The 20,432-nt window shown below is 62.4% G+C and carries 15 protein-coding genes and 1 riboswitch; of the genes, 6 read left to right on the top strand and 9 right to left on the bottom strand.

Annotation, left to right across the window (positions count from 1 at the left end):
- Positions 1–104: 104 nt before the first annotated feature.
- Entirely contained in the window at positions 105–1,490 is a 1,386-nt protein-coding gene (locus JHD64_RS17620; protein WP_199054608.1) for an alanine racemase, read from the bottom strand.
- Between the two features lie 75 nt (positions 1,491–1,565).
- Here JHD64_RS17620 and JHD64_RS17615 point away from each other — a divergent pair, with 75 nt between their 5' ends.
- Positions 1,566–2,480 (top strand): LysR substrate-binding domain-containing protein, encoded by a 915-nt coding sequence (locus JHD64_RS17615; RefSeq protein ID WP_199054607.1) that lies wholly within the window; start codon positions 1,566–1,568, stop codon positions 2,478–2,480.
- A gap of 49 nt (positions 2,481–2,529) precedes the next feature.
- On the opposite strand, the gene JHD64_RS17610 is transcribed toward JHD64_RS17615, so the two are convergent.
- From JHD64_RS17610 to JHD64_RS17600, 3 genes are all read right to left on the bottom strand, one after another.
- On the bottom strand, positions 2,530–2,742 hold the full coding sequence (locus tag JHD64_RS17610; protein WP_059286182.1) for a sigma factor-like helix-turn-helix DNA-binding protein: 213 nt from the start codon (positions 2,740–2,742) through the stop codon (positions 2,530–2,532).
- 180 nt (positions 2,743–2,922) lie between these two features.
- The gene (locus JHD64_RS17605; RefSeq protein ID WP_199054606.1) at positions 2,923–6,354 is read right to left on the bottom strand and encodes an ATP-binding protein; all 3,432 of its coding nucleotides are present in this window, start codon (positions 6,352–6,354) and stop codon (positions 2,923–2,925) included.
- A 344-nt stretch (positions 6,355–6,698) separates the two neighbouring features.
- Positions 6,699–7,949 (bottom strand): TIGR03862 family flavoprotein, encoded by a 1,251-nt coding sequence (locus tag JHD64_RS17600; protein ID WP_199054605.1) that lies wholly within the window; start codon positions 7,947–7,949, stop codon positions 6,699–6,701.
- A 373-nt stretch (positions 7,950–8,322) separates the two neighbouring features.
- Here JHD64_RS17600 and JHD64_RS17595 point away from each other — a divergent pair, with 373 nt between their 5' ends.
- Both JHD64_RS17595 and dbpA read left to right on the top strand, forming a co-directional pair.
- Positions 8,323–9,951: a methyl-accepting chemotaxis protein gene (locus JHD64_RS17595; protein ID WP_199054604.1), complete on the top strand. Its 1,629-nt coding sequence runs from the start codon at positions 8,323–8,325 to the stop codon at positions 9,949–9,951.
- 156 nt (positions 9,952–10,107) lie between these two features.
- Positions 10,108–11,493 carry an ATP-dependent RNA helicase DbpA gene (dbpA, locus tag JHD64_RS17590; protein WP_059286178.1) on the top strand — a complete coding sequence of 462 codons (1,386 nt, stop codon included), beginning with the start codon at positions 10,108–10,110 and terminating at the stop codon, positions 11,491–11,493.
- 74 nt (positions 11,494–11,567) lie between these two features.
- Here dbpA and tauD read toward each other — a convergent pair whose 3' ends face one another.
- The 4 genes from tauD to tauA form a co-directional block, all read right to left on the bottom strand.
- Positions 11,568–12,401, bottom strand: coding sequence for a taurine dioxygenase (gene tauD / locus JHD64_RS17585; protein WP_199054602.1), 834 nt, complete (start codon positions 12,399–12,401; stop codon positions 11,568–11,570).
- 176 nt (positions 12,402–12,577) lie between these two features.
- Entirely contained in the window at positions 12,578–13,459 is an 882-nt protein-coding gene (gene tauC, locus JHD64_RS17580) for a taurine ABC transporter permease TauC (RefSeq protein WP_199054595.1), read from the bottom strand.
- Entirely contained in the window at positions 13,456–14,247 is a 792-nt protein-coding gene (gene tauB, locus JHD64_RS17575) for a taurine ABC transporter ATP-binding subunit (RefSeq protein WP_199054593.1), read from the bottom strand. The genes tauC and tauB overlap by 4 nt, the downstream gene beginning before the upstream one ends.
- A 2-nt stretch (positions 14,248–14,249) precedes the next feature.
- The gene (gene tauA, locus JHD64_RS17570) at positions 14,250–15,245 is read right to left on the bottom strand and encodes a taurine ABC transporter substrate-binding protein (RefSeq protein ID WP_199054591.1); all 996 of its coding nucleotides are present in this window, start codon (positions 15,243–15,245) and stop codon (positions 14,250–14,252) included.
- Between the two features lie 371 nt (positions 15,246–15,616).
- Between tauA and JHD64_RS22345 the strand changes: the two genes are divergently transcribed.
- Positions 15,617–16,723 carry a methyl-accepting chemotaxis protein gene (locus JHD64_RS22345; RefSeq protein WP_110313294.1) on the top strand — a complete coding sequence of 369 codons (1,107 nt, stop codon included), beginning with the start codon at positions 15,617–15,619 and terminating at the stop codon, positions 16,721–16,723.
- A gap of 38 nt (positions 16,724–16,761) precedes the next feature.
- Here JHD64_RS22345 and JHD64_RS17560 read toward each other — a convergent pair whose 3' ends face one another.
- Complete coding sequence (locus JHD64_RS17560; protein ID WP_199054589.1) at positions 16,762–17,661, bottom strand: LysR family transcriptional regulator; 900 nt, start codon at positions 17,659–17,661, stop codon at positions 16,762–16,764.
- 108 nt (positions 17,662–17,769) lie between these two features.
- On the opposite strand from JHD64_RS17560, the gene JHD64_RS17555 reads away from it, so the two are divergent.
- Both JHD64_RS17555 and JHD64_RS17550 read left to right on the top strand, forming a co-directional pair.
- Positions 17,770–18,411 carry an NAD(P)-dependent oxidoreductase gene (locus tag JHD64_RS17555; protein ID WP_199054586.1) on the top strand — a complete coding sequence of 214 codons (642 nt, stop codon included), beginning with the start codon at positions 17,770–17,772 and terminating at the stop codon, positions 18,409–18,411.
- Positions 18,412–18,557: 146 nt separating this feature from the next.
- A riboswitch (glycine riboswitch) is annotated at positions 18,558–18,645 on the top strand.
- A gap of 603 nt (positions 18,646–19,248) precedes the next feature.
- The coding region (locus JHD64_RS17550; protein ID WP_199054584.1) for an L-serine ammonia-lyase at positions 19,249–20,432 on the top strand (1,184 nt) is incomplete at its 3' end.

Here is a 20,432-nt window from a genome sequence, read left to right as displayed (position 1 = left end):
TCCTCCGGACTGGGTGAGTAGACAAACGCACGACAAGGGACGGCTTGGTGTTATCACGCCACACCCGTCAAGGGGCGTGGCGGTATGGCAAGACTTTCTGACCATCAGGCGAGGTCACGCTCCAGCAACAACATGTCGTCAAAGCGTTCCTGACGGCGGATCAGGCGGTAATGAGCGGCGTCCTCGATCAGCACCGCGGCCGAACGCGGCTGGGCGTTGTATACCGTCTGGTTTTCCAGCTGATAGGCGCCGACATCCAGAAAGGCCAGCACATCGCCCACGGCACTGGCTTCGGGCAGCAGGAACTGCTCGCCCAGCGGGCCGTGGCGGAAGTAGTCGCCGCCATCGCACAAGGGCCCGCCCAGCTTGACCGGCTGATTGTGGCTGTCCGTGATGCGGCTGGCGTTGTAAACGTAGAAATACCAGTCCTTGTAATCCGGAATGGCGTTGAAACCGGCATCCAGCATGCGCCAGTCCACCTGGCCTTCCACGCTGCCATCTTCATTGAGCAGGGTCTTGCGCTTGCCGCTGACCAGGCCGGTCAGCAATACCGCCGCGCTGCCCACCACCTTGCGCCCCGGCTCGATGCAGATTTCGATGTCCTGGCGCCAGGCATGCACTGCGCGGATCACCGCGTCAGCAAATTCCGCCGCGCCGATGGCCGGCTGCATATTGTCCGGCCCACCCAGGCCACGGTCGCTGGCATAACGGTAGGGCGTGGGAATGCCGCCACCGACATTGATCATGTCAAAACGGATGTTGAGCGTGCTTTCCAGCCGGCGCGCCGTTTCCACCAGCACGCGGGTCGCCGCGGCAAACGGTTCGGCATCCGGCACCTGGTCGCCCACATGCATGTGCAGGCCACACAGGCGCACATGTGGCATGGCGGCGACCTGACGGCAAATCCGCTCGGCATCGGCCAGATCCACCCCGGACTTGGCGCGGAAAGCCGTCATCAGCCCCTCGTGCGTGGCGGCCCGGACATTCGGCTCCACCCGCAGGCAGATACGTACCGGGGTTTGCAACTGACGGCTGATGCGGTCGATGGCCAGCAGCTCCTGCTCGCTGTCCACATTGATGGCGTGCAATTGCTGGCGGATGGCGAATTCCAGTTCTTCATCACGCTTGACCACGCCGTTGTAGACGATCTCATTGCCGGCAAAGCCGGCCGCCAGGCAGCGGCGGATTTCATTGGCGGAATTGGCCTCGATGCTGATGCCGGTGGCACGCACCACCTGCAGCACGGCCAGCAGCGAGCAGGCCTTGGAGGCATAGCAGATGCGGGTATTGGCGTGGCTGGCAAAAGCCTGCTGGATTTCAGCGATATTGCGGCGGATTTCCGGCGCGGAATAGACAAACAAGGGCGAGCCGAACTCTGCGGCCAGTGCCGGCAGATCCACCCCTTCGCATTGCAAATGGTTGCCAGCGGCGCTCAGCCGGCGGTCATGCTGCAGGGTGTATTGCCGTTGGGAATCATAATCGTGGTGCATGGCGTCTCCGTTTGCTGGTGCTGTTTGTTGCCAAACATACGGAAATCACCTAATTTGCACGAACGAATTATTGGCATGGAACTATTCCATCTTGTCATGAACGACACCCATCACCTTCCCTCGCTCTCCGCCCTGCGCGCCTTTGTCACCGTGGTGCAAAGCGGCAGTTTTACCGAAGCGGCACGCCGGCTCTTCCTGACCCAGGGCGCCATCAGCAAGCAGATCCGCCTGCTGGAGGAGCATTACGGCACGCCCCTGCTGCAACGCCACAGCCGGCAGGTGCAGCCCACGCCATCGGGCCGCACCCTGCTGCCGGTCGCACAAGACGTGGTGGAAAGACTGAAAGAAGTGGAAAGACGGCTGAAAACCCAGACCGACATCCTGTCGCTGCAGGTGTATGTCAGCTTTGCCGTGCGCTGGCTGATGCCACGGCTGGGCAGTTTCTACCAGCAATACCCGCTGACCCAGCTGCGCATCGACAGCATGGTGTATGAGCCCTCGGAGCTGGACCCGGGCATCGACCGGGCCTACATCCTGTTTGGCCGCGGTCACTGGCCCAATATGCAGGCCGAATTGCTGCTGGCGGAAAGGCTGAGCCCGGTGTGTGCGCCCGGCATGCTGCCGCAGCTGACCTGCCTGGATGATCTGGCCGGTCAGACGCTGTTCCACACCACCCGCGATTACGAGGAGTGGATGGCCTGGCTGGCCACCCGGCAGATCAGCTCGCTGGCGCAATACAAACATCAGGTGGTGGACCTGCACCACCTGGCCTGGACGGCGGCGGCCAGCGGGCTGGGCGTGGCCATCGGTGACATGGCCTTGCTGAAGGACGAGCTGCAACAGGGCCGGCTGGCATGCCCCTTCGACAGCGTGCTGGAAACCGGCTGCGGCTATTACCTGGCCTATCCCGACAGCTATGCCGACCATCCCGGTCTGCAGGCACTGCTGGGCTGGCTGCGGCAACAGGCTGCCGCGGACGAGGCTGCATAGAAAAAGCCCGGCATGGCGGCCGGGCTGCAAGTCAACAACAGAGGAGAAATTACAGGGGCAGATGCCCGGACAGGGCATTGAGCTTGCGTAGTGCGAGGCGGAAACGGGTATGGGCACGGGATACGGTGGACTCGCTGATATCCATTTGCTGGGCGGCAAAATAGCCGGTCATGCCTTCCACTTCCATCAGCCACACGGCTTCGCGCGAGCGTTTTTTCAGGCCGATCAGGTCGGCAACCTGGTTGAAATCGTCAAGTTTCATGGCTCTGATCTCCGACATCAAACTGGGGTGACTTGGCGCTGCCAGTTTCTACCCGGGCGGGCAACACCGGCAAGACAGCAAACCGCAGCGGCTTGTTATTGCAGCATAGATGCTTGCATAAAAAATGCATTGTTTGATTTGCATCAAATGCCTCGGCGGCAGCAGCAAGCGGCCTCCGCGCTAGGCCGGGGGCCTGGCCGACGGCCCCAGATACTTGTCCAGCATGGCGGACAAGGCCACGATGGACAACGGCTTGGTGAGGAAATCATCCATGCCGGCGGCGCTGGTTTTTTCCTGCTCCTCCACCCCGGCATTGGCGGTGCAGGCGATGATGATGGTCGGCGGCCGCGCCGGGTGTTCTGCCTCGTAATTGCGGATCAGCCGCGCCAGCTGGTAGCCATCGGTATTCGGCATCTGGCAATCGGTCAGCAGCAGGCTGAAATGGCCATCCTGCCACTTGGCATAGGCCTCGGCACCATCCTCGGCCAGCTCCACCCGGTAGCCCAGTTTTTCCAGCTGCCTGGTCGCCAGTTTGCGATTGGTGGGATTATCCTCGGCAAACAGGATGGGCAGCATGGTCTGATCCTGGTTGCCAAGCATGCCGGCCGGGTGGCCGGGCCGTACGGGTGGTGATTCTTCCAGCTCCTGCGCATCGGCCACGCTCACCACCAGCAAGAGTGCCGCGCAGCTGCCCTGACCGACCGTGCTGTCCAGACTCACTTCCCCGCCCATCAGCCTGGCCAGCCGGCGGCAGATGGTCAGCCCCAGCCCGGTACCGCCAAAGCGGCGTGAGGTATCCGATTCGGCCTGGGTAAAGGGCTGGAACAGCTTGGCCAGCCCCTCGGCATTGATGCCGATACCGCTGTCCTCCACCTCGAAACGCAGGGTCTGCGAGCGGCCATCCTCTTCCAGCAGCAGCACCCGCAACACGATGCGGCCATGCGCGGTGAATTTCACCGCATTGCTGACAAAGTTCTGCAGGATCTGCCTTACCCGCAGGGGATCGACCACCACCACCGCGGCCACGCGCGGATCGATTTCCAGCACAAACTCCAGCCCCTTGCGCCCGACCGCCTGCGCGTAAAGGGTATGCACCTGCTCCAGCATCGGGCGTAGCGCCGTGGGCGCCATCACCACCTCGAGCTTGTCGGCCTCGATCTTGGAAAAATCCAGGATGTCGTCGATCAGCCGCAGCAAGGTGCGGGCCGACTCCTGTATCGTATCCACCGAATCTTTCTGCTCCTCGTCCAGCGGGGTCATGGCCAGCAGTTCCAGCATGCCCAGCACGCCATTCATCGGGGTGCGGATTTCATGACTCATGGTGGCGAGAAAGGCGCTCTTGGCCTTGTTGGCCGAATTGGCCTGATCGCGTGCTTCCAGCAACTCGCGCTCGGCCTGCTTGCGCTCGGAAATATCGATGCAGGCCAGAATCGAGCCCTGTTCCGGCTGCGCGGCAAACAGGTTCATGCCCTCGAACAGGACCCAGATCGGCGCCCCCTGCCCGGTCTTGCATTCGATCTCACAGGCTACCTTGGTCTGTTTCTGCACCATGTCATGCAACTGGCTGGTCAGCTCGAACCAGCCCTCGTCGGATAGCACCAGCTCCATCAGGTGCCGGCCCGGCAACTGCTCCCTGCCGCTGAGGAACATCGCTTCGGCCATGCGGTTGGCGCGGACAATCTGCATATTGGCATTCAGCCGCAGCAGTCCGACCGGCGAGGCGGAATAGATCGCTTCTTCTTCCTGCAATACCGCACGCAGCTGCGCTTCCGAATGCAGGCGACGGTCTTCCTCGTCGTAGAAACCCAGAATGCTGGCGCAGGAGCTGACCAGCGGCCGGATATCCTTGTCCACCAGCAAGGGGTCGGCACCCCGCAGGCAGATGATGGCGTGCACCTGCTCGTCCTGCGTCACCGGCAGACTGACCCAGGCCGGCTCGTTGGCCAGGGCGGCCATCAGGTAGCTGACCGGATCCAGCTCCTGGCCGATGCTGGCAAGACTGGGAAAATTGGCCGGCCATGTTCCCGCCTGCAAATTGATATTGAGCGAACCATCGCTGACATTGAACAGTTCCAGCAGAAAACCATCCGCTGCGGCGGCAAAGCGCTTGAATTCGTCCAGCAGCCGGTTCAGCACCTGTTGCCGCGGCCAGCGGCACAACATCAGGTTTTCCACATGGGAGATGGCCGACAGCATGTCCAGGTTGCGCTCCAGCGAATGTTCGGCCAGCCGGCGCTGATGCTCATCCCGGATGATCAGCAGATAAACGGTATGGGCGGCGCTGTCCTGGTAGCGGGTCAGGGTCAGCCCGGCAAAAAAGCAGCGACCGCTGCGCTCCATGCCCAGGCCCTGCAAATTGATGCCCACCTCAGCGCCGGCAAGCAGCATGGCCTTGCCCAGGTCATCGCCCATGCGTAGCAACTGGTCGATCGGCAAACCGGACAAACCGCCCATCGGGTAGCCAAACATGCGCTCGGCACCGGCGGCGGCGCTCTGGATGATGCCCTGCTCGTTGATGGTCATGATGGCGTCGCCGGCGGCATCCAGCATGCGCTGCTGATGATTGAGCGGCTGCAACACCTTGCGCACCATGAAATACAGCAAGGCCACACCCAGCACCAGCAGGAAACCACCCAACAGGCTGTCCCGCAGCAGCAGGCGGCGAGAATGCTGATGATTCTGCCGGATCAGTTCGCCAGTCATGTCCGACAACAGCATGAAGGTATCGCGCGCCGTATCCTGGGTGCGCGTCAGCTGGCTTTGCAGCTGCGCCACAGCCAGCGGATTGTCGCCATGCTCGCGCAACACCTGGGTTTGTTGCTTGGTCTGGATATTCAGCTGCAGGGCCAGCGCGGAAAATTGCTGCATGCGCTGTGACAGGCGCGGATCATTGGCATAGCGGGCATCGCTGCGCAGTTTTTCCAGCAATACGCCAGCCAGATCCAGCCGGGCGCGCAGATCGTCCTCCTCGGTTTCACTGAGCATGGAATTAAGCTCGCCACGCAACACCAGCCCCATCGCAGCCGCCCGCAGGCTGCGTGCCACCAGCCAGCCATCCTGCTTGATGGTATCCAGCAGATTGATGTCGGCACTGCCTTTGAGATCGATGCGGTTGCCGGTTTCCACCATCATGGCGCTCAGCGTGCCCTGCAGCGTGTGCATGGCCAGCTCCAGCCCGTAGCTCAGGGTTTCGTCACGGGCAAAAGACGGCCCCAGCCGGGTGTTGACCTCCTGGCGCAAGCGTTTGAAATTCTGCCATTGCCCGGCAAACTGCTCGCCATAGTGACGCTCATCCGGCAACTGGCGAAAGGACTGCAGGACCTGCTCGGCCCAGAAGTCCGCCCCCTGCTGCAAATGCAGCAGGGTGGCACGCTCGGCAGCGCCCGGTGCCGTGCGGCGGTTGAGCAGAATACGGGCCTGAATGGATTCGCGCCGCGCCAGGTCGGCCACCATGAACAATTGCCGGCTGACATTGTTCAGCTGCATCACCTGCTCGGCCTGCTGATAGTTGGCCCAGGAGGCCACCAGCAATTCGGTAATCCAGGCCAGCTGGATTGCGCCGAGCAAGATGACGATAAGCAAGACCGCCCGACTGATAGTCAAGGTCTGCAATACCTTGCTGCTTATTTTTCTGTGCATAGTCCACCCTGTAAATTGTGCCAGGACCATGCAGCCATGCTGCCGCGATGCCGGGCCATTGCTATGGTATAGCCGCCCGCAAGGACATTGACATCAACAATTCAGGTGATCATGCCAGAACAAGTACCGCCGGCCGTGGCCGTTGACCAAGGCCGCCATGGATGGAAGCCACGGGATTGGGTACAAGGCAGGGCTGGGAACAGCCAGCAGCTGCCGGCACAGAGGCTGCGCTAAAACGCGCATGCTGGCATGGGCGCTTGCATCAGCCAAGGCCCATGCCGCCGCCCTTGCTCATGCAGGATCAGTACAGCAGCACATCACACTGCCGCGGCAGCACGCAGCCAGTCCAGCATGCCCAGGCCGGCCGCACGGCCACTGGCGAGGCAGGCGGTCAGCAGATAGCCACCCGTCGGTGCTTCCCAGTCCAGCATTTCTCCGGCGCAGAACACACCGGGCAAGGCCTTGAGCATCAGCCGCTCATCCATGGCCTCGAAACGCACACCCCCGGCGGTGCTGATGGCCTCGTCGATGGGGCGCGTGGCATGGACCGTCAGCGGCAGGCGCTTGATGCCGGCAGCCAGTTGCTGCATGTCGTTGAAAGCCTCCTTGCTCAGGCACTCGCGCAGCAGGCCGGCGCGCACACCCTTGAGATTGAGCCGGCTTTGCAGATGGCTGGACAGCGAGCGCGAGCCGCGCGGGTGGGTCACTTCCGCCAGCACCTGTTCGGCGCTTTTCTGTGACAGCAAATCCAGATAGCAGGTGGCCGAGCCCTGCGCCAGCAGGGTATCGCGCAGTGCGGCGGAAAAGGCATAGATCAGATTGCCTTCCACCCCATGGCGGGTGACCACACACTCGCCGGTCTTGCGCACGGTCTTGCCCGCCAGGTCGGTAAACTCCAGGGTGACCGATTTCAGCGGCTGGCCGGCAAACTTGTCGGCAAAATGCGGCGTCCAGTGGCAGTCAAAGCCGCAATTGGCTGGCAATAGCTCGCGCACCGCCACACCGCGCGCGGCCAGTAGCGGCAGCCAGCTGCCATCCGAACCCAGCTTCTTCCAGCTGCCACCGCCCAGGGCCAGCAGCACGGCAGCATGGCGGGCTTCCAGCTCGCCCTCCGGCGTGGCAAAGCGCAAGGCGCCTTGTTCGCCCCAACCCAGCCAGCGGTGGCGCACGCGGAACTGCACCCCGCCTTCGCGCAGGCGCGACAGCCAGGCACGCAATAGCGGAGCGGCCTTCATCTCGCGCGGGAATACCTTGCCGGAACTGCCGACAAAGGTTTCCACCCCCAGCCCATGCACCCACTCGCGCAGCCGGTCGGCATCAAAATCCTGCAACAAGTTGCCCAGCTCAGCCTCACGCTCACGATAGCGGCTGAGAAAGTCCGCCTTGGGCTCGGAATGGGTGATGTTCATCCCCCCCACCCCGGCCAGCAGGAATTTGCGCCCCACCGACGGCATGGCGTCATACACCGTGACCGCCACGCCCGCGGCAGCCAGCACCTCGGCTGCCATCAGGCCGGACGGACCTCCACCAATGATGGCGACACTGGATGAGGACGGGGGCTGCTGCATAGGGACTCCTGACTGGTGGCCGACAGCCACTGAGCCCACCGTGCCGGTGCCGCATCAGCGTGCTGCCTGTTGATTGAGGCGGGATTGTTGCAGAAAACACGCGTTCTCCCAAGCCGCATCCTTCCCACACTGCCATCGGGGAAAGAAATTTGATTTAAACCAAGCACAGGTAATATGACGTACGTTACGCTGGCCGCTGTTACAGGCCATGACGGCTCAATAAGAGTCGCACACCAAAAACCTGCTGTGTGTTGCGCCCCCTGGCAGTCCTGCTGCCGGGGCCAGCGCCGCTTGCCACAGGAATGCCCGGCTATTTTGTTAGCCGGGTAAAAAAACATAAGCAACAACAAAGGAGGCGGGGCTCCCGTTTGCAATGAAAAAATTTTCCGAATGGCCAATCTGGCTAAGACTCACCAGCGCCATCTGGTGCTGCCTGGTACTGGCATGGAGCGGGCTGATTGCCTGGGAAACCACGGTCAGCCGCGATATTGCGGTATCGCAGGCCAAGGATCTGGCCAGCAGCATGAATGAAATGACCCTGGCCGGCCTCACCGGCATGATGATGACCGGCACGGTAGGCCAGCGCGATGTGTTTCTCGATCAGATCAAGGAATTGTCTGCGGTGCGCGAGTTGCGGGTAATCCGTGGCGATGCGGTCAGCAAGCAGTTTGGCCCCGGCAATGCCGGTGACAAGGCGCACGCCGCCGATGAGGCCGAGAAAGGAGCGCTGGCCAGCGGCCAGCCCTATATCGCCATCGAATCCACCCCGCAGCTGGGCGAACACCTGCACGTGGTGTACCCGGCGCGCGCCGCCAGCAACTATCTGGGCAAGAATTGCATGGCCTGTCACCAGGTCAGTGCCGGCACGCCGCTGGGTGCGGTCAGCATGCGTATTTCGCTGGAAAAACCCTATGCCTCGGTCACCCAGTTCCGCAACCAGAGCATCCTGTTCGCCATTGTCGCCTCGCTGCCGCTGATGGCCGTGGTGTTCTTCTTCATCCGCAGCTTTGTCACCCGTCCGCTACAGGCCATGGCCGGCGGACTGGCCGAACTGGCCAAGGGCGAAGGCGACCTGACCCGGCGGCTGGAGGTGCGCCACCAGGATGAAATCGGCCAGACTGCCAGCCTGTTCAACCAGATGCTGGGCTCGATTGCCGAGCTGGTCAGACAGGTAGGCAGTGCCGCCCGCACGGTAGCCTCTTCCGCCGGCCAGCTCAGCGATGGCGCGGAAAAGCTGGCAGACAGCTCGCGCACCCAGAACGCCCAGTCGCAGGATGCGGCGCAAGCCGTCGAGCAGCTGGCCCAGCATATTGGCGAAATCGCCCGCCATGCCGAACAGGTGCTGGAACAGTCGGACGAAAGCCTGCAGCGCTCGCAACAGGGCCGCCGCAACCTTACCCAGTTGCAACAGGAAGTCAACCAGGTGCAGCAGGCGGTGGAGATGATGGCCGAAGCCGAAACCGAGCTGGTGAAGTCCACCAGCTCCATCACCAGCATGACGCAACAGGTGCGCGACATCGCCGAACAGACCAATCTGCTGGCGCTGAACGCCGCCATCGAAGCCGCCCGTGCCGGCGAAGCCGGACGCGGCTTTGCCGTGGTGGCGGATGAAGTACGCAAGCTGGCGGAAAAATCCGCCCTGTCGGCCCGCGAAATCGATACCGTGACCGGGGCGCTCAACCACAAGACCGAAGCGGTACGCCAGGCGGTGGCCGCCAGCCTCAGCTCGCTGGAAGCCAGCCATCTGTCGGCAGGGCAAGTGGCCAGTGTGCTGGAGTCGGCCAGCGATTCCGCCACGGCCGTGCGCAATGGCCTGCGCCAGATCGTGCAGGTGACCGAGCAACAACGCGAAACCAGCGAACGCGTCACCCGCAATATCGACAGCATTGCCGAGCTGGCCAATACCAATGACACGGCCATCCAGCACACCGTGCGCTCTGCCGAGGAGCTGGAACAGCTGGCAGGCGGGCTGAACGATTCGGTAGCCCGTTTCAAGGTGTAGCAGACCTGCATGACCGACCACGCCAGTGCGCCCCGGCCCACTGGCGTTTTTTCTGCCAGGCAGCCAGCCAGCGCCACATCCGCAACAGCCGGTTTGGCCAATACGCCGCCAGCTGTTACACTGCCAGCCCGTTTCTGTCGTGATATCGCCAAGTCCGTGAAAAAAATCGCCTTTTCCAGCCTCACCGCCCTGCCTGAAGCCCTGCGCTCCAACCTGGACAGCCTGGGTTACCACAGCATGACCCCCATCCAGGCCGAAAGCCTGCCGGTGATTCTGGAAGGCCGCGACCTGATCGCCCAGGCCAAGACCGGCAGCGGCAAGACCGCCGCCTTTGGTCTGGGCATGCTGGCCGGCATCAATCCGCGCTGGTTTGCCGTGCAGGGCCTGGTACTGTGCCCCACGCGCGAACTGGCCGACCAGGTGGCACAGGAAATCCGCCGTCTGGCACGCAGCATCGACAATATCAAGGTGGTCACCCTCACCGGTGGCTCGCCCATGGGCCCGCAGCGCGGCTCGCTGGAACACGGTGCGCACATCGTGGTGGGCACCCCCGGCCGCTTGCAGGATCACCTGTTCCGCCAGTCGCTGGACCTGTCCAATGTGAAAATGCTGGTGCTGGACGAGGCCGACCGCATGATAGACATGGGCTTTATCGAGGAAATCGTCGGCATCGTGCGTGCCTGCCCGCGTCAGCGTCAGACCCTGCTGTTCTCCGCCACCTACCCGGACACCATTCGCAAGGCCAGCGCGCAGTTCCTGCGCCAGCCGGTGGAAGTCAAGGTGCAGGCCCTGCACAGCGGCGACCATATCGAACAATGGTTCTACAAGGTGAAGCCGGAAACGCGGCTGGAAACTGTCACCCGCATCCTGCAGCATGTGCGCCCGGCTTCGGCACTGGCTTTCTGCAATACCAAGGAACGCTGCAAGGAGCTGGTAAAGGATTTGCAAGCGCGTGGCTTCTCCGCGCTGGCGCTGTATGGCGACCTGGAACAGCGCGACCGCGACCAGATCCTGCTGCGCTTTGCCAACAAGAGCACCACCGTGCTGGTGGCCACCGACGTGGCGGCACGCGGGCTGGATATCAAGGAACTGGACCTGGTGATCAATGTGGACGTAAGCCACGATCCGGAAATCCACATCCACCGCATTGGCCGTACCGGCCGCGGCGAGCTGCACGGCCTGGCCATGACCCTGGCCTGCGAAAACGACGCGCGCCGTCTGGTGCAGATCGAGGATTACCAGAAAGCCCCGCTCACCTGGGCCGAAGTCAGCGAACTGACCCCGGCACCGGGCGGCCAGCTGATTCCGGCCATGGTGACGCTGGAAATTGCCGGCGGCAAACGTGACAAGCTGCGTCCGGGTGACATTCTGGGCGCGCTGACGGGTGACGGCGGCATTGCCGGCAGCCATGTGGGCAAGATCAACGTACTGGAGGGTGCCAGCTTTGTCGCCCTGCAGCGCGACATCGCCGAACAAGCCTTCGAGCGCCTGTCGGTCAGCAAGATCAAGGGCCGTCTGTTCAAGATGCGCTTTGTCGAATAAGCCCCCAGCTGCCAGCCATGTAAAAGCCACCCCGCGGGGTGGCTTTTGTCATTTCAGCCGCGCAACACACTGACTCAGAACGGTTTGTCACCCAGGATGGTAGCCCGGTGCATGATGCGGCGGTTGGGACGGTAATCGTCCACCGCATAATGACTGGTAGAGCGGTTATCCCAGAAGGCCACATCGCCAGCCTGCCAGCGCCAGCGGATGGTGAATTCCGGCCGCGCCTGATGGGCCAGCAGGAAGGCCAGCAAGGCGGCGCCCTCTTCTTCCGGCAGCTCGTTGATTTCGGTAGTGAAACCGCCATTGACGAACAGGCCCTTGCGCCCGCTCACCGGATGGGTACGCACCACCGGATGGCTTAGCGGCGGATTGTCACGCCGCGTCTGTTCCCATTTTTCCCGGTCGGCCGGCGTCAGGCCAAAGCGCTTGAGCGGGAAGGTCTTGGTGAAGTCATGGGTGGCGGTCAGCCCCTCCAGCAAGGTTTTCAGCCGGTCGGACAGCGCATCCCAGGCGGCAAAGCTGCTGGCCCACAGCGTGTCACCGCCGAACTCCGGCAGCAAGCGTGCGGCCAGCACCGCAGCGGCAGGCGGTGTTTCGATGAAGGTGACATCGGTGTGCCAGATGGCATTGTCCTTCAGGTCGAAAGCATCGGTGTCCAGAATCATCACCTGCGGTGCATCCGGATGTTGCGGGTAGATGGGGTGGGTGTGCAGATCGCCAAAGCGGGCGGCAAAATCGCGCTGCTGGCGCGGGCTGATGTCCTGATTACGGAAGAACAGCACCTGATGTTGCAGCAGGGCCTGCTGTATCTCCTGCTGCAGGCTGTCAGTCAGCGGCTGTGCCAGATCCACACCTTCGACAATCGCACCCAGCGCCGGGGACAAACGGGTAAGCTTCAGACTCATCTTGTATTCCTTGCAGTATTCGGTTCTGGCCGCCGCCGCAGGCAGTGGCCATGAAGTCTCTTTAGAGCCACTAACAAAACCTCGTAGAGAACCCGAGCCAAGGCGCGCCGACGCAGACAGTACAAGTAGTACGGCAAGGAGGTGCAACGCAGGCCCGGGGGTTTTGTTAGCGGGTCTTAATCCAGCTGACCATGCCAGGGGGCGAGGCGTCGCTGCAACAGGCGCAAGCCCAGTTCCAGCGCAAAGGCAATCACCGCGATGACGGCAATGCCCAGAATCACCACATCGGTCACCAGGAACTGCGCCGCCGACTGCACCATAAAGCCCAGACCACGGGTGGCTGCCACCAGCTCGGCCGCCACCAGAGTGGACCAGCCGGTCCCCAGGCCAATGCGGATGCCGGTAAGGATTTCCGGCAAGGCTTCCGGCAGGATGACAAACCACAGCAACTGACTGCGACTGGCCCCCAGTGTCTGGGCGGCACGCAGGCGGTTACGGCTGACCTGTGCCACACCGTGACTGGTGGCAATAATGACCGGGGCCAGTACCGCCAGGAAAATCAGCAGCACCTTGGACAACTCGCCAATGCCGAACCAGATGACAATCAGCGGCAGATAAGCCAGTGGCGGCACCGGGCGATAGGCCTCGATCAGCGGGTCCAGCAGGCCACGCGCCACCGGGCTGACACCCATCAGCACGCCCAGCGGGATACCCAGCAACACCGCTGCCAGCAAGGCCAGTACGATGCGCTGCAGGCTGGCCGCCAGGTGCTGCCACAAGGTGGCATCCATAAAGCCCTGGGTACTGACGGTGATCAGCTTGGCCACCACCGCTTCGGGTGCCGGCAGAAACAGCGGCGGCACCACCCCGCTGTGCGACAGCCCCCACCAGCCGCCCAATACTGCCAACAGGCTGGTCAGGCTCAGCCAGCCACGGCGGTATTGCTGCCACCAGCTGTTGCGCGGCGCGCGGCTGCTGGCCGGCAGTTCATCCGGCACCGGCTTGCTGATGGCGACATCAGCCAGTTTTTGCTCCAGCGTGTGTTCCAGTGCATTCATGCGGCAATCTCCTCGGCCTGACGGCGATGGTCGAACAAGGTGGCCAGCAATTGCTCGCGCAGCGCGATAAAGGCCGGATCGGACTTGATGGCCCGCGCCGATTCACCGGCGCGATAGCGCTGGCTGAAGCCCGGACGCAGGGTCTGGACAATGCGGCCCGGTCCCGGCGACATCAGCACCAGTTCGGTGGCCAGAAACAGCGCCTCTTCGATATCGTGGGTAATCAGGAAAATGCGTCGCCGCGCCTGCTGCCACACCTTGAGCAGCAGTTCCTGCATTTGCTCACGGGTAAAGGCATCCAGTGCGCCAAAGGGTTCGTCCATCAGCAATACCTGGGAATGGCTGGCCAGTGCGCGGGCAATCCCCACGCGCTGACGCTGGCCGCCGGACAGCTGCCAGCTATAGCGACGGCCAGCTTCCGGCAGGTCGACCAGGCGCAGTACCTCATCGGCCCGCGCCAGCCGTTCGGCCTTGGCCACGCCTTGCAGGCGCAAGCCAAAGGCCACGTTGTCGCGCACATTCAACCAGGGCAATAGCGCGTCATGCTGAAACACCACGGCGCGGTCGGCACCCGGCCCGGTTACCTTGGCCTCACCAAAGCGCACCTCACCGCCATCCGGCTGGACAAATCCGGCAAACAGGTTCAGCAAGGTGGTCTTGCCGCAGCCGGACGGCCCCAGGGCCACGGTCAGGTCATCCGGGCCGATGTCCAGCGACACCTCGGACAAGGCTGGCCGGTCCTGACCGGGATAGCGCACGCTCACCTTGTGGGCGGAGAGGATGGCCATGATTATTTCGCTGCCTTGACAAACTGGTTGCTGACATAGGGGCTGTAATCAGCCTGCAGGCTGTCCACCTTGCCCTGCGATTTCAAAAAGGCCGCGGTATTGGCCACCGCCTGCACGAAAGGCTTTTGCAGCAGGGCAATCTGTTCTTTCTGGGTGAGGAAGCGGTTACCCTGCAAGCCCAGCACCACGTCGGCCGGAGCCGCGCCGGTCAGGCGGCTGATCTTGTCGATATTGTCCTTGTTGGCAATAAAGGCCTTGGGGTTGGCCACATAGCCGGCGATGGCATCCAGCGATACCTTGGCAAACTTGTTGACGAATTCCGGATGGGCATCGGCAAAGTCCTTGCGCACGATCCAGATATCGTAAGTCGGTGCACCCCACTTGGACACTTGCGCCGAGCTGGTCAGCACCTTGCCGTTAGCCTTGATCTTGCCCAGTGCCGGGTCCCATACATAAGCGGCATCAATGTCGCCACGCTGCCAGGCAGCGGTGATTTCACTGGGACGCAGGTTCAGCACATTCACCTTGGTCGGGTCGACCTTCCAGTGCTTGAGCGAGGCCAGCAGGCTGTAGTGGGTGGTGGACACATAAGGTACGGCCACTTTCTTGCCAATCAGGTCCTGCGGCTTGCTGATCTTGCTGCCATTGCGCACCACCAGTGCCTCGGCATCGCCGATTTCGTCAGCCACCAGGAAGGTAACAATCGGCAGGCCACGGCTGGCAGCAGCAGCCAGCGGGCTGGAGCCCAGGTTGCCAATCACCACATCACCGGAGGCCACGGCGGCAATCACTTCGGAGCCGCTTTCAAACTTGCGCCAGTTGATCTGGCTGCCGGTGGCTTTTTCATAAGTACCGTCGGCTTGCGGAATCTTGGTGGGGTCGATGCCGGTCTGGTAGGCAATCGTCACCGCATCGCCCGCATGGGCCAGGCTGCCGAACAGGGCAAGGGAAGCGGCAATCAGCGAGAGGCGAAGCTTCTTGGTCTTGGCTTGTGTCATGGTGTTTTCCGTGATGGTGGGTTTGTTTGCTGGACACCAATCTAGCAAGCAGCCATCGGAAAACTAAGCAAGAAAAAACGCATTACTTATCAGAAACATGAAATTGACCAAGCACACTCAACCGGCAAGAAACGGCAGGATGATGCAAGTCCCATGACATGACACAAAGACAGCGCAGCCCACTGGCGATATCATTTACAACATAAATTTACAGCATCGTGCCCAGTCAGCAGAAAATGGCCGACCATGACCCGGCCAAATCTCGGGCAGGACTATGGCTTGGCCAGGCCTGGGTTGAACGCGGCAAAGCCTTAAAAAAAATTCATTAATATTCTAATAAAGCAGACTAGCCATCAGAGGGAGATACAAGAATGTTTGGATCAGGTCACAAAAAGCGCATCCAGCAACTGCAGGATCGGGTAGCAGAACTGGAAGGCGCACTCCAGCAAAGCCAGCGGCAATTGCAGGACAGCGAACAGGCGCGCCAGCAGGCCGAGCAGCAGGTCAATGCCCAGCAAAGCCAGAACCAGCGCAATCAAAGCTATGTGGAACCTTTTGGCGATTTCTGCAACAGCCTGTCCAGCATCCGCGGCTCCTTTGCCGAGCTGGCGGCGCTGATGGAAAGCCATTTCGGCGCAGCGGCCGATGCCGTCACCACCCTGCACCACACCCGTGGCGCGGTGGATACGCTGGCACACAGTTTCGACGAAATCGCCCAGGCGCAGCAGAAAACCGCCGCAGCCATGGACTCGCTCAATAGCAAGACCGGGCAGATCCGCCAGTTTGTGCAGCTGATCAAGGACGTGGCCGACCAGACCAATCTGCTGGCGCTGAATGCCGCCATCGAGGCCGCCCGTGCCGGCGAACAGGGCCGCGGCTTTGCCGTGGTGGCGGACGAGGTGCGCAAGCTGGCCGAGCGCACGGCCAATGCCACCAATGAGATCTCCACTCTGGTGAGCGATGTGGAAAGCGCCTCGCTCAATACCAAGCAGCAAGTCACCGAAGCAGCAGGACAAGTGGCCGGCTACCGCGATACCGGGCTGGAAACCGCCGCTGCCATCCGCAGCATGGTGGATGTGAGCGAACAGATGGCACGGGTCATCGCCCAGGGCACCAATACCAGCTTCATGGAGGTGGTCAAGCTCGACCATGTGGTGTTCAAGCTGGACATCTACAAGGCTTTCATCGGCTACCACGACCTGGCGGCAGACAAGGTGTCCTCGCACCAGCATTGCCGTCTGGGCAAGTGGTATTACGAAGGCCGTGGCGCACAGGAATGCAAGGGTAACAGCCAGTTCATGCAGCTGGAAGCCCCGCATGCCAATGTGCACAATGCCGGCAAGGAGGCACTGAACGCCTTCCACGCCAAGGATTTCGCCAAGGCCAGACAGGCGCTGCAACGTATGGAAGAGGCCTCCGACCAGGTGATGGATCTGCTGACCCAGCTGGAACAGCAGCCTTGCAGCAACAAGGTTTGAGTGACCGGCGCGCCAGCCCTGGCTGACGCGCTGGCCGCTCATGCCGCCACAGGGCTGCGCTGCTGCATGCGCTGGCGCAGTGCGTCGATGGCATAGCGCACCTTGGCCGGCTGTGCATCACGCCTGGGCGTCACCGCATAAATGCCCAGCGCCGGCAAACGCCATTCGGGCAGGATGCGCAGCAAGCGGCCATCGGCCAGTTCCTGCCTGATTTCCGGCTCCGGCTGGATCGACAAGCCCATGCCGGCCAGCACAAACTGGCGCGCCGCCAGGATATTATTGCTGCTGACCCGGACACCCACCTCGGGCCGTACCACCACCCCTTGCGCATTCTCCATGCTCAACCAGCTCTGGCTGCGTTGATGATCCAGCATCACCCATTGGTGCTCGGTCAGCTGTTGCGGCTGGGTAATCGGCGCATGGCGGGCCAGATAGGCCGGCGCAGCGCACAGCACGCTATCCCAGTCCGCCAGATGGCGTGCCACCAGGCTGGAGTCTTTCAAGTCGCCCGCGCGCAAGGCCAGATCGATACGATGCTGTACCAGATCGATCATCTCGTCATGAAAGAACAACTTCAGGCTGAGCCGGGGATGGGCCGCCAGCAAGGGCGCCAGCGCCTCGCTCAGCATGGGGCCGGCAAAACCGGTGGGGGCCGCCAGCCGCAGCTCGCCCACCGGTGCATCGCGCAGCTCGCTCAGCCTTTGCTCGGCCAGCTGGGCGGCCGCCAGCATGTCGGCACAGCCCTGGTAAAACAGGCTGCCGGCTTCGGTCAGGGTCAGGCTGCGCGTGGTCCGGTGCAACAAGGACACGCCATGCTCGGCTTCCAGCTTGCTGATATGCTGGCTCACTGCCGAAGGCGTCATGCCCAGCTGCCGCGAAGCGGCAATCATCGAGCCCTGCTCCACCACGGTGGCAAACACCGCCATACGCCGTAACATTTCCATATTATTAAGTTCAGCTAATTTATTAATGGCAGTATCGCCGGATTATCAGCAGATCAGCAAGCGATTACAGTTGCTTCCATCCATTATCGAAAGGAAAGCAAGATGAAAATAGCACTGATCGGCGCTAGCGGTTTTGTTGGCTCGGCCATTCTGCAAGAGCTGCTGGCCCGCCAGCATCAGGTTTCTGCCATTGTCAGCCGTCCGGAGCGCCTGCCCGCCCACCCGCAACTGCACGCCGTCAAGGCCGATGCCTATGATGCCGCCGCCATTGCCAGCGCCGTGGCCGGCCACGACATGGTGATCAGCGCCTTCAATCCCGGCTGGGACAAGGCCGATATCCGCGCCCTCTTCCTCAAGGGCCATGCCGCCATTGTTGCCGGGGTGAAACAGGCAGGGGTGAAACGCTTTCTGGAAGTGGGCGGTGCCGGCAGCCTGTACGTGGCACCGGGTGTGCAACTGATCGACACCCCGCACTTCCCTGCCGAATACAAGGAAGGCGCCAAAGGCGCGCGCCAGGCACTGGCCGACCTGCAACAGGAAACCGCGCTGGACTGGGTGTTCCTGTCGCCGCCGGCCATGCTGGCGCCGGGCGCGCGTAGCGGTCAGTACCGTCTGGGTGGCGATACGCTGCTGATGGATGGAGAAGCCCCCGCCGGCATCAGCGTGGCCGACCTCGCCGTTGCCATCGTCGACGAAGCGGAAACACCGCGTCACAGCCGCCAGCGCTTTACTGTCGCACACTGATTTTCCACCTCACCCGCCTTGGCCGCCCTGCTCCTGCAGGCGGCTTTTTTCATGCGCCGGCGCATGCTGCAAGCGCACATCAAAACCCGCGTCAATATTGGCGTTGACAGCCATTCCCGGCTTATCTACAGTGCCAGCCAGCCGTACTGGATGGCGCGGGAGAGATCACCTTTGCGGTGACGCCGAAGGGGTATCGCCCCAGAAACTCTCAGGCAAAAGAACCGCGCCGTCGTCTGGCTCTCTGGAGAGAAGGACCGGGCCAGTACGCCCGGCCTCGCCGAAGGAAAAGACAGCACGCGTTGTCGAAGATTGTTGACAAACCCCTCGCGCTTTCTGAAATGCAAGCGCGGCTCCCTTCTTCAATAGTCAGGACAAGGGCGGGGTATCGGGAACAGACAGGAAGGCTGCGGAATCAATGCGCGCGCCGGAAGGCGCGGCTCCTGCGCAATCCTGTCAAATTACCTTGTCAGCAGCCTGAGACAGCCCTGCGGTCGCAATCTCTCAGGCAAAAGGACAGAGGGGGCAGTGACTGCATCATGTCAGCATGCGTCGGCCTGCCCGGTTTGCGAGCGATGGAGCCTGCCTGCCCTCGCCCGCCCTGCCTGCCATCGCTGCGCCAGCCACCATGAGCCGTCACGCACACGGCATTTACTGCCGCAAACAACAGCGGATCAGACGCTTCGCGACGCCTGATGGCCGGAAGCAGAACAGTCCGCACGCACAAAACATGACAGGCTGACACCTACATCAAGGGGCCGCTTCCAATAACAGGCGGCCCGCATCCGAAACACCGGCAGCGCCCGCAAACGGCCTGCCCGCAGCAGACAAGAGAGCAATATGGCTATCAGCGTTTTCGACCTGTTCAAGATTGGCATCGGCCCGTCCAGCTCGCACACCGTCGGCCCCATGCGCGCCGCACGCCAGTTTGTCGCCCGGCTGGACAAGGACGGCCTGCTGGCCGCCACCCGCCGCGTACGCAGCGAGATGTATGGCTCGCTGGGTGCCACCGGCAAGGGTCACGGCTCGGACACCGCCGTGCTGCTGGGCCTGGCGGGCGAACTGCCCGACCTGGTGGATACCGATGCCGTGCCGGACTTGCTGGCAGCAATCCGCAGCAGCAAGCGGCTGAACTTGCTGGGCCAGCAGGACATCGCCTTCAACGAGGCCGAAGACCTGATCCTGCACAAGCGCAAGACCCTGCCCTACCACCCCAACGGCATGATTTTTGAAGCCTACGACGCCGCAGGCAACAGCCTGTCCAAGCGCGCCTACTATTCGGTGGGCGGTGGTTTCGTGGTGGACGAGGCGGCCATCGAGGCCGGCTTCACCCCGCCGGGCGTCACCGAACTCAAGCACCCCTTCAATAGCGCCGCCGAACTGCTGGCGCTGTGCAAGGAACAGGGCAAGAGCATCAGCCAGATCATGCTGGAAAACGAACTGGCCTGGCGCAGCGAGGAAGAAGTGCGCCGCGACCTGCTGACCATCTGGGGGGTGATGCAAGCCTGTGTCAAACGCGGCTGCCAGCGCGAAGGCACCCTGCCCGGTGGCATGAAGGTAAAACGCCGTGCTGCCGACATGTACCAGAAACTGCTGGCCGCGCCGGAAGCCGCGCTGCGCGACCCGCTGACGGTGATGGACTGGGTCAATCTGTATGCGCTGGCCGTGAACGAGGAAAACGCCGCCGGTGGCCGCGTCGTCACCGCGCCCACCAATGGCGCGGCTGGCATCATCCCGGCGGTCATGCACTATTATTCGCGCTTTGTGCCGGGCGCCAGCGAAGACGGCATCGTGCGCTACCTGCTGACTGCCGGGGCGATTGGCATCCTGTTCAAGCTCAATGCCTCCATTTCCGGCGCCGAAGTCGGCTGCCAGGGCGAAGTGGGCTCGGCCTGCTCCATGGCCGCCGGCGCGCTGGCCGAGGTGATGGGCGGCACGCCGGAACAAGTGGAAAATGCGGCGGAAATCGGCATGGAACACAATCTGGGACTGACCTGCGACCCGGTGGGCGGCCTGGTGCAAGT

This window comes from Aquitalea sp. ASV15, assembly GCF_016429115.1.
Taxonomy (GTDB): Bacteria; Pseudomonadota; Gammaproteobacteria; order Burkholderiales; family Chromobacteriaceae; genus Aquitalea; species Aquitalea magnusonii.
Note: the sequence above shows the minus strand (reverse complement) of the source record. Positions and strands in the feature narration are given on the sequence as shown.

Bases quoted from the DNA above. Each gene is read 5' to 3' on its own strand.
- JHD64_RS17620 (WP_199054608.1), bottom strand. From the start codon at position 1,490: ATGCACCACGATTATGATTCCCAACGGCAATACACCCTGCAGCATGAC.
- JHD64_RS17615 (WP_199054607.1), top strand. From the start codon at position 1,566: ATGGAACTATTCCATCTTGTCATGAACGACACCCATCACCTTCCCTCG.
- JHD64_RS17610 (WP_059286182.1), bottom strand. From the start codon at position 2,742: ATGAAACTTGACGATTTCAACCAGGTTGCCGACCTGATCGGCCTGAAA.
- JHD64_RS17600 (WP_199054605.1), bottom strand. From the start codon at position 7,949: ATGCAGCAGCCCCCGTCCTCATCCAGTGTCGCCATCATTGGTGGAGGT.
- JHD64_RS17595 (WP_199054604.1), top strand. From the start codon at position 8,323: ATGAAAAAATTTTCCGAATGGCCAATCTGGCTAAGACTCACCAGCGCC.
- tauD (WP_199054602.1), bottom strand. From the start codon at position 12,401: ATGAGTCTGAAGCTTACCCGTTTGTCCCCGGCGCTGGGTGCGATTGTC.
- tauC (WP_199054595.1), bottom strand. From the start codon at position 13,459: ATGAATGCACTGGAACACACGCTGGAGCAAAAACTGGCTGATGTCGCC.
- tauB (WP_199054593.1), bottom strand. From the start codon at position 14,247: ATGGCCATCCTCTCCGCCCACAAGGTGAGCGTGCGCTATCCCGGTCAG.
- tauA (WP_199054591.1), bottom strand. From the start codon at position 15,245: ATGACACAAGCCAAGACCAAGAAGCTTCGCCTCTCGCTGATTGCCGCT.
- JHD64_RS22345 (WP_110313294.1), top strand. From the start codon at position 15,617: ATGTTTGGATCAGGTCACAAAAAGCGCATCCAGCAACTGCAGGATCGG.
- JHD64_RS17560 (WP_199054589.1), bottom strand. From the start codon at position 17,661: ATGTTACGGCGTATGGCGGTGTTTGCCACCGTGGTGGAGCAGGGCTCG.
- JHD64_RS17555 (WP_199054586.1), top strand. From the start codon at position 17,770: ATGAAAATAGCACTGATCGGCGCTAGCGGTTTTGTTGGCTCGGCCATT.